Source organism: Alkalihalobacillus sp. TS-13 (assembly GCF_019720915.1).
GTDB lineage: Bacteria > Bacillota > Bacilli > Bacillales > Fictibacillaceae > Pseudalkalibacillus.
On sequence record NZ_JAHKSI010000003.1, the window covers coordinates 286,644 to 299,569 of the forward strand.

18 protein-coding genes and 1 riboswitch are annotated in these 12,926 nt (G+C 43.0%); of the genes, 15 read left to right on the forward strand and 3 right to left on the reverse strand.

Annotation, left to right across the window (positions count from 1 at the left end):
* The first annotated feature begins 3 nt into the window (after positions 1-3).
* Both KOL94_RS20460 and KOL94_RS20465 read left to right on the forward strand, forming a co-directional pair.
* Entirely contained in the window at positions 4-474 is a 471-nt protein-coding gene (locus KOL94_RS20460) for a redoxin domain-containing protein (RefSeq protein ID WP_260412561.1), read from the forward strand.
* Positions 475-512: 38 nt separating this feature from the next.
* A complete protein-coding gene (locus tag KOL94_RS20465) occupies positions 513-1,106 on the forward strand; it encodes an HD domain-containing protein (RefSeq protein ID WP_260412562.1) in 594 nt (197 codons plus the stop codon).
* A 39-nt stretch (positions 1,107-1,145) separates the two neighbouring features.
* On the opposite strand, the gene KOL94_RS20470 is transcribed toward KOL94_RS20465, so the two are convergent.
* From KOL94_RS20470 to KOL94_RS20480, 3 genes are read right to left on the reverse strand one after another with little or no spacing between them, the layout of a single operon-like run.
* Positions 1,146-2,081: a metal ABC transporter substrate-binding protein gene (locus KOL94_RS20470; protein WP_221568520.1), complete on the reverse strand. Its 936-nt coding sequence runs from the start codon at positions 2,079-2,081 to the stop codon at positions 1,146-1,148.
* An 18-nt stretch (positions 2,082-2,099) separates the two neighbouring features.
* Entirely contained in the window at positions 2,100-2,957 is an 858-nt protein-coding gene (locus KOL94_RS20475) for a metal ABC transporter permease (protein ID WP_221568521.1), read from the reverse strand.
* On the reverse strand, positions 2,954-3,703 hold the full coding sequence (locus tag KOL94_RS20480; RefSeq protein ID WP_221568522.1) for a metal ABC transporter ATP-binding protein: 750 nt from the start codon (positions 3,701-3,703) through the stop codon (positions 2,954-2,956). The genes KOL94_RS20475 and KOL94_RS20480 overlap by 4 nt, the downstream gene beginning before the upstream one ends.
* A 570-nt stretch (positions 3,704-4,273) precedes the next feature.
* On the opposite strand from KOL94_RS20480, the gene KOL94_RS20485 reads away from it, so the two are divergent.
* From KOL94_RS20485 to KOL94_RS20545, 13 genes are all read left to right on the forward strand, one after another.
* Positions 4,274-4,819 carry a hypothetical protein gene (locus tag KOL94_RS20485; protein WP_221568523.1) on the forward strand — a complete coding sequence of 182 codons (546 nt, stop codon included), beginning with the start codon at positions 4,274-4,276 and terminating at the stop codon, positions 4,817-4,819.
* Positions 4,820-4,822: 3 nt separating this feature from the next.
* Positions 4,823-5,026: a hypothetical protein gene (locus KOL94_RS20490; protein WP_221568524.1), complete on the forward strand. Its 204-nt coding sequence runs from the start codon at positions 4,823-4,825 to the stop codon at positions 5,024-5,026.
* Positions 5,007-5,324, forward strand: a complete 318-nt coding sequence (locus KOL94_RS20495) for a YbjQ family protein (protein WP_221568525.1) — start codon at positions 5,007-5,009, stop codon at positions 5,322-5,324. The genes KOL94_RS20490 and KOL94_RS20495 overlap by 20 nt, the downstream gene beginning before the upstream one ends.
* 13 nt (positions 5,325-5,337) lie before the next feature.
* Complete coding sequence (locus tag KOL94_RS20500; RefSeq protein WP_221568526.1) at positions 5,338-5,895, forward strand: GNAT family N-acetyltransferase; 558 nt, start codon at positions 5,338-5,340, stop codon at positions 5,893-5,895.
* A 462-nt stretch (positions 5,896-6,357) separates the two neighbouring features.
* Positions 6,358-6,444, forward strand: a riboswitch (cyclic di-GMP riboswitch).
* A gap of 84 nt (positions 6,445-6,528) precedes the next feature.
* Positions 6,529-6,891: a DUF192 domain-containing protein gene (locus KOL94_RS20505; protein ID WP_221568527.1), complete on the forward strand. Its 363-nt coding sequence runs from the start codon at positions 6,529-6,531 to the stop codon at positions 6,889-6,891.
* Positions 6,891-7,085, forward strand: a complete 195-nt coding sequence (locus KOL94_RS20510) for a Flp family type IVb pilin (protein ID WP_260412563.1) — start codon at positions 6,891-6,893, stop codon at positions 7,083-7,085. The genes KOL94_RS20505 and KOL94_RS20510 overlap by 1 nt, the downstream gene beginning before the upstream one ends.
* A gap of 69 nt (positions 7,086-7,154) precedes the next feature.
* Positions 7,155-7,670 (forward strand): A24 family peptidase, encoded by a 516-nt coding sequence (locus KOL94_RS20515; RefSeq protein ID WP_221568528.1) that lies wholly within the window; start codon positions 7,155-7,157, stop codon positions 7,668-7,670.
* Positions 7,667-8,050: a TadE/TadG family type IV pilus assembly protein gene (locus KOL94_RS20520; RefSeq protein WP_221568529.1), complete on the forward strand. Its 384-nt coding sequence runs from the start codon at positions 7,667-7,669 to the stop codon at positions 8,048-8,050. Before KOL94_RS20515 ends, KOL94_RS20520 begins: the two co-directional genes overlap by 4 nt.
* A gap of 14 nt (positions 8,051-8,064) precedes the next feature.
* On the forward strand, positions 8,065-8,991 hold the full coding sequence (locus tag KOL94_RS20525) for a Tad domain-containing protein (protein ID WP_260412564.1): 927 nt from the start codon (positions 8,065-8,067) through the stop codon (positions 8,989-8,991).
* A 9-nt stretch (positions 8,992-9,000) separates the two neighbouring features.
* A complete protein-coding gene (gene cpaB / locus KOL94_RS20530) occupies positions 9,001-9,681 on the forward strand; it encodes a Flp pilus assembly protein CpaB (protein ID WP_221568530.1) in 681 nt (226 codons plus the stop codon).
* Complete coding sequence (locus KOL94_RS20535; RefSeq protein WP_221568531.1) at positions 9,671-10,534, forward strand: CpaE/TadZ family protein; 864 nt, start codon at positions 9,671-9,673, stop codon at positions 10,532-10,534. The genes cpaB and KOL94_RS20535 overlap by 11 nt, the downstream gene beginning before the upstream one ends.
* Positions 10,531-11,964, forward strand: a complete 1,434-nt coding sequence (locus KOL94_RS20540) for a TadA family conjugal transfer-associated ATPase (RefSeq protein WP_221568532.1) — start codon at positions 10,531-10,533, stop codon at positions 11,962-11,964. Before KOL94_RS20535 ends, KOL94_RS20540 begins: the two co-directional genes overlap by 4 nt.
* On the forward strand, positions 11,964-12,923 hold the full coding sequence (locus KOL94_RS20545; protein WP_221568533.1) for a type II secretion system F family protein: 960 nt from the start codon (positions 11,964-11,966) through the stop codon (positions 12,921-12,923). The genes KOL94_RS20540 and KOL94_RS20545 overlap by 1 nt, the downstream gene beginning before the upstream one ends.
* The last annotated feature ends 3 nt before the right edge of the window (positions 12,924-12,926 follow it).

A 12,926-nucleotide genomic window follows, 5' to 3' on the forward strand; every position in this document is an offset into this window, starting at 1 on the left:
CGAATGGGAGCATCATTGGAAGTAGGACATGCCGCTCCAGATTTCAACCTGGCGTCGACGACAGGTGAGAAACTCAGCTTATCCCAATTCAAAGGGAAAAAGCATGTCTTAGTCGCATTTTATCCGTTGGATTTCACCCCTGGTTGAATTAAGGAGATCACCTCTTGGAAAGAGGATTTCAAAGAGTTTCAGAATTCCGATACAGAACTTCTTGCAATCAGTGTCGATCACATTTACGCGCACAATGTATTTGCTGCAAGTCTTGGAACATTGCCTTATCCGCTTTTATCGGATTGGTTCAAGAAAACGGCCAGGGATTATGGCGTCTTTAACGAAGAAAACCAGACTGCAAAACGATCCGTATTTTTGGTGGATAAAGAAGGGATTCTCCGTTATAAAAATACCGAGTTTGATGCGAATGATCGCAATCAATACCTCGATGTCCTTTCTCATTGCAAGCATCTTTGTGTATAATTTAGAGGAGAAAATGAGAAACTGAGGGGGATAATGTTTTGGATATCAATCGATTACAGCACCAGATGGGATTTTTAATCGAAATCGATAGGCTGAAAAATGTATTGAGGCAAACCCATATCACAGGGGAAGTGCGTCAGGAGAACGATGCAGAGCATTCATGGCATTTAGCTGTGATGGCGCTCATTCTCGATGAGTATGCCAATGAAAAGGGCATCGACACGCTGCATGTCATAAAGATGCTCCTCATTCACGACCTGGTAGAAATCGATGCGGGGGATACCTTTGCGTATGATGAAAAAGGGTATGAAGATAAAGACGAAAGGGAAGAGCAGGCAGCAGAGCGGATCTTCTCGATTTTACCGGACGATCAAGGTGATATGATCTATACACTCTGGCGGGAATTTGAGGACAGGGAAACATCTGAAGCAAGGTTTGCGGCGGCACTCGACCGTCTGCACCCGATGCTCCTCAACTTCGCAACTGAAGGTGTTGCTTGGAAAAAGCACAACATCAAAAAAGAACAGGTCATGAAGCGCAATGAAACGATTGCGGAAGGGTCAGAAGCCCTGTGGGAATATGCCCAGGCGGTCATTGAAGATGCAGTAGAAAGCGGATATCTGAAGGATTGAAAAGGGATGGCTCACGACGAGCCATCCCTTCAGATTTTCTTAATGTTTGTTCAGTTGTTCTCTGATCGTATCGATGTTCCATTTCATCATATCGATGTAAGTGTCACCGTCTTCACCAGGTTTCCCGAGGGAGTCGGTGAAAACTTTACCTCCGATCGGTACACCTGTTTCACGAGACACTGTTTCCATGCTGCGAGCGTCGATACTCGTTTCAAGGAAAAGCACTTTGACATCCTTTTCTTTGATCAGGTCGACTACCTGACGGATTTGGTCCGGTGAGCCTTGATTTTCAGCGTTGATTTCCCAAATGTAACCCGCTTCAATATCATAGGCAGCACTGAAGTATTTGAATGCTCCTTCACTTGTGATCAGATAGCGTTTTTCTTTCGGAATCTCACTGAAACTGGTCTTCGCTTCTTCGTGCAGCTTCACTAGTTTACTTATATAGTCTTCTGCATTCTTTTCGTAGGTTTCTTTGTTCTCCGGGTCGACCTTGATGAGACCATCTCTCACATTCTCGACATACCTAATCCCGTTGGAAATATCAAGCCATGCGTGAGGATCCTCTTCACCCTCTTTACCCTTCGACGTTAAGTATTTCGGCTCGACACCTTCGCTTAATCTGAATACAGGTGCGTCTTCACCATCTTTTCCAGTTGTGCCGAGTAATTTTTCAAACCAGGAATTTCCGGCTTCGAGGTTTAAACCATTATAGAAGACAGCATCTGCATCGGCTGTTTTACTGACGTCTTCTGGAAGTGGATCATATTCATGCGGGTTTGCGCCGATTTTCACCATACTATGGACTTGAACCTTATCTCCACCCACATTTTTGACCATATCCTGAAGGATGGAGTAGGTCGTCACAACTTGAAGCTTCCCATTATCAGGTGGTTCCTCAATATTGGTGCTACAAGCTGCAAGTAACAGCGCCATCAACACCCCTACAAATAGAAAATACGTTTTCTTGAGCATTTTTTCATGTTCCCCTCTCTAGTTCGCTAATGAAGTTCTTTTTCTTGATTTGATGACTTTTCGAATGAAGCCGTGCCTTGGTGACAACAAGAACACCGCTATGAACATTGTTGTTGATACGAGTACGATTGTCGCACCAGATGGAAGATTATAGATAAAGCTGTAATACAATCCGATAACAGAAGCGAGGACACCGAATCCTGCTGAAAGATAGATCATGACCCATAAACGATCAGTCAAAAGGTATGCCGTGGCTGCCGGTGTGATCAGCATTGCTACGACAAGGACGATTCCTACTGTTTGCAAGGAAGCGACCGTCACCATCGTGAGCATCGTCATCAATAGGTAATGGATCAATTTCGTCGATAGACCATAAGCTGAAGCCATCGTCGCGTCGAAGGAAGTGACAAGCAGCTCCTTGTAAAAGAAATAAACGCCTGCGATGACGAGGATCCCGATGGCCAATGTGACCCACATGTCTGATGGCCGGACAGCGAGTACGTTACCGAATAGTATGTGATACAAGTCTGTACTGCTTTTCATAAAGGTAATTAAAATGATCCCGGCCGCAAACGCAAAGGTGAACAGAATTCCGATGGCCGTATCGTTCTTCAGACGGCTGTTCTGGCTGACAAATCCGATTCCAATGGCAGTTAATACGCCAGTGAATACCGCTCCGAAAAAGAAGTTGATACCGAGCATGTAAGAGATTGCGACACCTGGCAGGACTGCGTGGGAAATCGCATCTCCCATCAAAGCCATTCCTCTTAAGATGATGAAACAACCGATGACACCGCAGATAATTCCTACCATTACGGAAGTGATCAAAGCTTTCTGTAAAAATTCGTAGTGGATGATGGCTTCAAAGAAGTTCATGCCTGATTCACTCCCATATCGTTATTCATGAATGCGAGCGGATTGCCATACGCCTTGGAAATCGTGTTCGCTTCTAATACGTCAGTCACATCACCTTTAGCGATCAGCTCTTTATTCAATAAGATCAATTCATCGAAATACACATTCGCTTTACTGAGGTCATGGTGGACGACCAGCGTTGTTTTTCCTTCTTTCTGCAGTTCTTTTAAAATTTGAATGATCGTGTTTTCGCTTGAAACATCAACACCGACAAATGGTTCATCTAAAAAGAGAATGTCTGCCTGCTGGGCGAGTGCTCTTGCTAAAAAGACACGCTGCTGCTGTCCTCCTGATAGCTCTCCGATCTGCCGTTTACTGTAATCCTGCATACCGACACGTTCTAAACATTTGTAAGCCCACTCACGTTCTTTCTTCTTCGGGCGTTTGAATAGACCGAGATGCGGATACGTTCCGATCATGACAGCATCGAGGACATGGATCGGAAAATCCCAATCGATATCATTCCGTTGTGGTACGTATGCGATTTTCTTCCTCACTTTTTTCACTGGTTTTCCAAGAACTTCGACTTTGCCCGTTTCGGATGGAATCAGCCCCATCATCGCTTTGATCAACGTCGATTTTCCAGCTCCGTTAGGACCGATGATCCCGACAAGAGCTCCTTCATCTAATTGAAACGATACGTCTGTCAAAGCGACGTTACCGAGATAAGACACGTTCAAATTATTGACGGTTAAAGCATTTGACATTCTGTTACACTCCTTCCTGTTAACAGTCTTTGGTTCGTTCATTCTTTATATGCTCTGATGCTTGTGTACGTAACTAACAACATTCACCTTATAAATAAAAGTTGTACGCGGGCAACTTTTTCACAAAAAATAAAAATGACTTTTAGTGATAGTCATAATATATGCCTGATTATAAAAATGTTTCCTATACACAAAACTTAAATCATTCTAATCAGAATGTCAACTGAAAACTTTGCGTGAATTTCGACAAAAGGAAAGCTCCCGGATGAAATGGATCATCCGAGAGCAAAGAGGGGACGATTTTTTCAGCATTTTACCAATGTGAGGCTCCTGTTGAAACCTTCTCTACTTGTAGATCGTATGTCTCTGTAAATGCAGAATGATTCGTAGGTTTAAGCTTTAGACTTTCCGCCGCTTTCCCGTGGCTGTCGATTTTTACTGTAAGGGTTTGCTCCTTCTTTTTGATAGCGGATGATGCAAATAGTGGAGAGATGATGTTGTCATTGACTTTCTACTGGATTGTAAAAGTGGTATAAACAATTGGTTACTTGTTGGTAAGGAGTGGAGTAAATGCAAAAGGTTGTCATAGAAAGAGTTTCACAGAAATTAAATAAAAAGGAAGTCCTATGGGGGATCGGCGGGTCACATGTTCTGTATGAACATGGGCTAGGTGTCTGTCCGGGTGATGTGGATCTTGTGATTTCAGGTGAAGATACAGAAAAAGCGAAGGATGTACTGGATCGAATTGCTGAAAAGTTACCTAGCGAGACGAAACCGCCATATAAAACAAAACATTTTAACACCTATCAAATAGAGGGTGTAACGATCGATTTCATGGCTGGTTTTGCAGTGGAACATGATTCAGGAATTTATGAATTGATATTTGACGAACGATCGATTGCCTATCATGACGAAAATATTCCATATACGTCCTTGGAGGATTGGTTTGTTCTTTATCAATTGATTCCGAAAAAAGGGGAAAAAGCTGTCCTTATCGAATCTTACTGGAAAGAAAATGGCGTCGAGAATCCTTACTTACTGAAGAGGGCGTTCAATCAACCTTTACCTGAAATGGTGAAACAACGGATTCATAAATGCTTGTCTTTGATGAGGTGAAAAATGTCCAAATATAAATCCCTTATATTGCTTTTGACGGTCGTTTTCCAGGGAGCGGCAGTCGTTTTCCTGTTTTTCAACTTCTGGGTATCGATCTTGTTGTTCGTCATTTACGGAATTACCATGCTAGCACTGTTCATTTTATTGATTATTGAACGAATTAAAGAAAAAGAGGAGGAAAACAACAATGATTATAGTGACTACTGATTCTGTTCCTGGTAAAGAAGTCATCGAGTTGAAAGGGTTTGTAAAAGGAAGTACTATTCAAGCCAAACATGTTGGGAAAGACATTCTCGCAGGACTGAAGACGATCATAGGGGGCGAAATCCAGGAATACAACGAAATGATGGAGCAAGCCCGTAAAATCGCGATTTCAAGGATGGTTGAGGATGCAAAAGCGAAAGGCGCGAATGCGATTGTTGCCTGTCGTCTGCAAACGTCTTCTGTCATGGCGAACGCTTCGGAAATCGTAGCATACGGAACAGCGGTGAAGATCAACGAATAGAGGGAGGCCACTCATGATCGAGATTCGAAAACTGACACCAGAGGATGCAGAAGATTATTTTAGACTGAGATTGGAAGGGCTGAAAAAGTTTCCTGAAGCCTTTGCATCTTCTTATGAAGAAGAAATTGAACGAAAAGCCGAACAAGTGGCGGAACGATTAAGAGGACAAAATCCTGATACGCATTTTACAGCTGGCGCGTATTACGACAGGGAACTCGTCGGAATCGGAACGTTTTTACAAAGAGAGCGAAACAAAACGAAACACAAAGGTGATATCGTAGGAGTTTATGTCGCGCAGCATTTCCAGCGGAACGGCATCGGGTTTAAGCTTCTGCAGTATTTGGTAGAAGAAGCAAAAAAAATAGAGGATTTGGAACAGATTCTCCTAACAGTAATGTCAGAAAACCGATCAGCCATCCGGTCGTATGAAAAGTTAGGGTTTGAAGAATATGGTCTGGAAAGACGCTCGCTTAAAATCAATGGCTGTTACTATGATGAATCGTTGATGATGCTGATGTTGAAAAACGAACCGAAAATCGAGGAAGCCAAAGAGGCATTGGATATTCCGTGATTCTACAGTTTAAAACATAAAGCGAACTCTCCTGTCAAAAGGGGAGTTTTTTACTTATATAAAAACAGAGCGGTTGGTCCTGAATGTATTGTAATTTTTGATTCTGAATATCTATGATCTATTTAAGATGAAATAAGAACAGATTCTTTCGTACCAGGAAAAAGGTTTAGGTACAAAGTATATGGGGGTGTCTTTTCAACCTTTATTAGAACATATATCGTTCTATTTTAAAAACTTTTAAGTAAAAGGTTTAGAAATGAATCTAATTACCTAATTAACGAGAATTAATTACCAATAAATTACATATTACGACAAACTATAGTAATGCTAATTTCTCCATTTTAGTAACAAGTATCCACTAAATGTTCAGAAAAATTTAATAATATTGACTGATGTAATAAAATTTTCCATTTCGTATCATGAAGTTACAAAATATCGGATTCAACGACAAACATCGCTGAATCTCGATAAAGGCAAAACTGGTGAAAGCCAGGGGCGCAAAACTACAGGGGCTAAGGTGCACGTGCACTAAGCCAGCCAGTTACCGAAAGATCCAAGGGGTGTTTTTGTTTTGCGTATGACCCTGCTTTCGGGAAAGGCAGGGTATTTTTTGTTAAAGGAGGAGGTGGAACCGTGGAACTCATTAACCAGTCAAACGGGATCGTCATCGCGGAGAAAGTCATTCCCGCATATTCATTTTTCAAAAGATTAAAAGGACTTATGTTTACCTCATCATTTCCCGAAGGTTATGCCGTCCACATACAACCCTGTCGATCGATCCACACGTATTTTATGAAATACGAAATCGACGTGCTTTATCTCAATGATGAATATGAAATCGTTGCAGCTGAAAGCTACGTCCGTCCCGGAGAGTTTGGAAAACATCACAAAGGGACTACGTCTGTCATCGAGATACCAGCAGGAACCATCCACAAGACGAAAATCGAACCTGGACAAACCGTCCAAATAAAAAATCTAAAGGAGCGAGTATCATAATGGAAAAATTAAAAGCATTGATCACAGAAGAACAAGGACAAGGTATGACTGAGTATGGATTGGTATTGGGCGTTATTGCAGTAGCTGCAGTAGGAGCTTTGGTTGTGTTGCGTGAAGAAGTAATAACATTATTTGAAAACGCTAAAACAGCAATCACAGGTGCAGACTCAGGTGACGGTACTACAACGCCATAATTATTATCAATACGGGGGTTGGCTCGGATCGAGGAGCCAACCTTTTTTCAAGAGAAATGAGGGGATCGAATGATTTTCGATATTGTATTACTCATCGTCCTGATCATTTGCGTCATCACGGATATCCGCAAACGGCTCATTTACAATAAGGTGATTTTTCCTGCACTTATCCTTTCTTTCATCTTGCATCTTATTGTTAATGGTTGGTCGGGTTTAGGGACATCCCTATTAGGTTTCCTTTTAGGGTTCGGTATCCTGTTGATTCCTTACTTCATGGGAGGGATGGGTGCAGGAGATGTGAAGCTTCTTGCGCTAATCGGAGCATTAAAGGGACCTGTATTCGTTTTAAATACCTCCATCTATATGGCGTTGCTTGGCGGATTGCTGGCACTTGGCGTAATCATTTTCAGTGGCGGGGCGTTCAAGCGGTTGAAATATTACTTCCACTGGCTATATGGGAAAAAGAACGGTCTAAAGGTTCCGTTAGCTTTAACAAAGGATTCAATGAAAGCGACCTATCCATACGGAGTGGCGATTGCAGGGGGAGCGATTCTTAGTTTTGTCGGGAAGGCGTGGATTTCATGATCAAAAATGAAAAAGGGCAATCCATGGTGGAAATGGCACTCGTTTTACCATTGCTGTTACTTATTTTAATGGGGATCTTTGATTTCGGCAGGATCATGTATACATATATGCATCTTCAATTAGCGACCCAGGAGAGTGTCCGCCTCGGTGGTCTGGGGCGTGATGATGCGGCGATCACTGAATTTGCAAGGGATTACATTCATGTCGGGGACTCTTCAGATCTGCAGGTCAACATTTCACCCAATGACTCGACAAGGGATTCAGGTGACTATATGACTGTGACTCTCGAGTATCCGGTAGATTATCTTACACCCTTGATGTCAAAAATACTGCCTTCACCAGTCTTAGTAAAAACGGATTCGACCATCAGAGTGGAGTGAGGAGGCAAGTTATTATGAAGAAAAACTTGAAAGTACTTAGAGAAGAAGCTGGCAGTACGATCGTTCTAACCGGACTTGCCATGTTAGCCTTAATTGCGATTATGGGACTTGTCATTGACGGTGGATCCTTATTTATGACGAAAAGCCATCTGCAGAAGGTGGCGAACGCAGCGGTCCTTTCCGGTGCACAGGAATTGACAGTCAATGAGGATGAGGTTCGTAGCGTTGTCAACAAGGTACTTACAGAGCATACCGAACTGGATAGTCTGGAGGACATGAAAATCGAGCTAGAAGATAAAGTTGGTGTCGATCTGATAAAAGAGGTGCCACTTTATTTTTCTTCTATATTCGGAAAAGAGTCTGTTCCTGTTAAGGTTCATGCTGCTGCTGAAATCGGGACGATGGGTGAAGCGATCGGTGTAGCACCACTTGGTATCGATAAGAATGTCAATCCTCAATTATTCCATGAGTATAAATTGAAAGTAGGTCCTCATGAAAATGATACTGGTGTATTCGGACTCCTTGCTCTTGGCGGATCTGGTGCAAAAACTTATGAGGAAAACTTGAGAAATGGATACCAAGATCCAGTTGGATATGAGGATATTATTGAAACAGAAACCGGAAACGTTGCAGGTAAAACAAGAAGCGTTGTGAACGATCTTGTCAACGAATGTACAGTGACAGAGGAAGAGATGAGAGCTGGGGCGAATCCTCGTGATTGCGGAAGGATTTTGTTGATCCCGATTTATGTACCTTATGAACACACTCAAAACCAGATGAAAAAGATCCAAGTTGTTGGGTTCGCTCATTTTTATATTAAAGAACCGATGAATGGTAACAGTACAGAAATTACAGGGATGTTTGTCAGACAAACAGACACCGGTTTTATCGATAATACGATTGAAAATTTCGGAGCTTTTGCAATCAGACTAACAGAGTAGGTGAACATAGTGAGGTCAAAACTTGTATTAACACTAGCGATCATCATGGGAATCATTACGACGATTCTTTTCTTCAATTATATGAAGCAATATGATTCGCAGACGGTCGCTAATAAAAATAAGATTGAAGTTGTTGTGGCGGCTCAAGAGATCAAGCGGAATGTCACAATTACAAAGGATATGTTGGAAACCAAGCTGATGCCAGAGGAAGGAATCCACACGAATACAGTTACAAATCTGGATACAGCTGTAGGTCAATTTTCCACAGCGGATATTGCGCAGGGCGAAGCGATGTTGACGAACCACCTTCAAACTTCAAAAGAGGAAGAACTATTTGTTTCTCGAAAGATCCGTGATGGTTTCAGAGCCGTTTCAGTCGGGGTGAATTTGCCTCAATCTGTATCGAATTTGCTTGAGCCTGAAGACCAAGTAGATGTCATCAACACGGTAAAAGAAAAAGACAAACTAGTTTCAAAGATCGTAGTCGAAAACGTTACAGTCCTTGCGGTCGGACGACGCATGGTCGAAACCACTGAAGGTGAAGAGTTTGTCGAATATACTTCTGTTACGCTTGAAGTGATGCCTAATGAAGCTGTGAAACTCGCCAACGCGACAGAATCGGGACCGTTACATATCGCACTTAGAAGCAGGGTTAAGGCTGATGAGGAGGCTGCTTCGGATGATAACTAACACCGTTGAAAAAAATGAACGAACTGAGACGCAAAAAAGAAAGCGCGGAGAGATGATTGCTGTATGCAGCGCTAAAGGTGGAGTTGGCCGTACAATCATGACGGTCAACTTGGCCGTTGCTTTATGTAAAAAAAGCATTAAAGTCGGGGTGCTGGATGGCGACTATATGTTTGGGGATGTCGGGCTAGCCATGGACTTGCAATCTGCTTTTACGATGAAGGATGTCATCGAGGATATCAATGATCTTGACGAGGTCACACTCGAAAGCTATTTCAGCAGACATGAAAGCGGAGTCCGTGTTCTTTCTGCTCCAGACCGGCCGGAGTACTCAGAGCTTGTGACGAAGGAGGATATCAGCAAGATTCTTGATCTCATGCTTTCACAGTTCGATTATGTCGTCGTAGATACCGGAGTAGGCTTGCAGGATCAGACACTGCCATTGCTTGAAAAAGCGGATCAAATCTTAATGCTCACGAATCTGGAAATGTCGACATTGAAAAATACGAAACTTATGCTGGAGACACTTGGTGCCATCGATTTAAAAGATAAAGTGACGACGGTGGTCAATCGCTCAACGATGGAAAGTGTCATCAATTCCTCTGATGTCCCTGATATTTTAGAAGATTCGGAGCTTCAATATATTCCGAATGATTTTCAAATTGCCTCCCAATCGTTGAATATCGGAATCCCTTTTGTCGTGAACCAGGGAAAAACCGAGCTTGCGAAGGCAGTCATGAAGATGGCAGAGCAGCTTACTTCAAGACGAGAGATCAAAGTCTATGAATCTGCTGAGCCTTCATTCCTCTCTAAAATCTTTCAAAGGTCTAAACGAAGTAAGGAGGGTAAAGCGTGAGTCTACTTCAAAAGGTTAAAGCGAAAAACCAAGAAAAGATCAATAATGGCGAGCAAGTAGAAGTTCAGAGCGAACCAACCAGCCCAAAACCTGACATCGTTTCCAGCTTCCGCCCGCAAAAGAAACAAGTGAAGGATGATAAAGTACAAGAAAAAGAGCAGCAGAAGTTTAATAAGCATCAAGAACTTAAAAATCGATTACATAAAAAAATATTGGAAGAAATGAACAGCAACGATGACGTTGAAACGATCATTCCAAACTTGGATGCAATGGCGGTTGAGATCATCAAAGAGGATGAGCAATTCCGGGGAGCGATTGATCGGAAGAAGGTCGTCGAAGAACTCACTCATGATTTGACTGGATTCGGTCCGATCAACCCGCTGCTCTTGGATCCTGAGGTTACTGAAGTCATGGTCAACGGACCTGGAATGGTGTACATCGAACGGAAAGGAAAGCTGATGCTAACGGGCATCCGTTTTCGGGATGATGAACACGTCATGAACATCATTGAAAAGATCGTTTCCCCGCTCGGACGACGAATTGATGAAAGTTCCCCGATGGTAGACGCACGTTTGCCAGACGGGTCACGTGTGAATGCAATCATTCCACCGCTGGCATTGAACGGACCAACACTTACGATCCGGAAATTTGCAGCAGACCCGTTCAAAATTGATGACCTTATTTCTTTCGGTACGTTGACTCATGAAATGGCGACATTTATTGAAGCATGCGTAAAGGCGAGGCTCAATATTTTTGTTTCTGGGGGAACCGGCTCAGGTAAGACGACCACACTGAACGTCCTATCTTCATTCATTTTTGATGATGAACGGATCGTCACCATTGAGGATGCGGCGGAACTACAACTCGGACAGCCGCACGTCATATCGCTTGAATCACGTCCTCCTAATATAGAAGGAAAAGGGCAAATCGCGATCCGGGACCTTGTCCGGAACTCATTACGTATGCGTCCTGATCGGATCGTCATCGGGGAGGTCCGTGGGGCTGAGGCTCTCGATATGCTTCAGGCGATGAACACCGGCCATGATGGATCCTTAGCGACGGGTCACTCGAACAGCCCACGGGATATGATTTCACGTCTTGAGACGATGGTATTGCTTGCTGGGGTTGAGCTTCCGGTAAAAGCGATCCGAGAACAGATTTCAGGCGCGATCGATCTGATCATCCAGCAGTCTCGTTTGAAGGATGGTACGAGAAAAATTACGAAAATAACGGAAGTTCAGGGTCTTGAAGGGGATGTCATCGTCTTACAGGACATTTTTGAATATCAGCAGGATGGTATTGATGCAGAAGGTAAAATCAAAGGCAGATTGGTACCGACGGGTGTACGGCCGAAATTTTATGACCTGTTGGAGCGATCCGGTTTGGATATTCCTCCAAGTGTATTTGTGTCTGAGGAGGACTGGGGCTGATGCATTATTATTTAATCGTATTGGCATCCTTCACTTCCTTTTTATTCTTTTACGCAATTTTTCACATGACATTTCTTTCAGACAAACGTATGACCAAGCGGATGAATTATTATCTGTCGGGCTATAACAAATCAAAGCTGGAACGAAAAAAGTTCAACCTATTCCTGGAGCTCCAGTTATCGAAACAGCGACTGCGATCGAGGGTCTCGAAAAAGAAAAGCAAAAAGCTTGAAAGCATGCTGCGTAGAGCAGGGGTTCCATTGAAGCCGGAGGAATTCATCCTGTTCCGGTGGATTGCAACCGCTTTAGCTGCGGGATTTCTTTTTCTTGTATCGGGCAGTATTCTGATGCTTATCATCGGTGCTGCCGGAGGCTATATGCTGCCGATAATGTGGATCAAGAAAAAGGAAAAGAAACGGATTCAAAAATTCAATGATGGACTAGCAGATATGATTTCGACGGTGGTTGGCTCCTTACGTGCAGGGTTCAGTTTTCCGCAAGCGCTGCAAACCGTTGTCGAAGAAGCGGATGATCCGATTAGCAATGAAATCGGTTTTGTGTTGAAGGAAATGCAATACGGCAGTTCACTGGAGGATTCATTGAATGAATTATATGAGCGGATGCCTAGTGAAGATTTGGAACTAATGATCCAGGCGATCTTGATCCAAAGGCAGGTGGGAGGTAATTTAGCGACTGTCCTCGATAAAATCGTTCAAACCATCCGTGAAAGAACGAAAATCCAGAGACAGATCAGCACGCTTACCGCACAGGGAAAGCTTTCTGGTATTGTTATCGGCTTGCTTCCGCTTATTTTAGGATTGGTTCTTTATCTGATCGAGCCGGAATACATCGGTACATTGTTCACGCATATCATTGGTATGGGTCTGTTGGGAGCCGGCCTTATTTCTGGGATCATCGGATTTATATTAATTAGAAAAGTAACGACGATTGAGGTGTAAAGA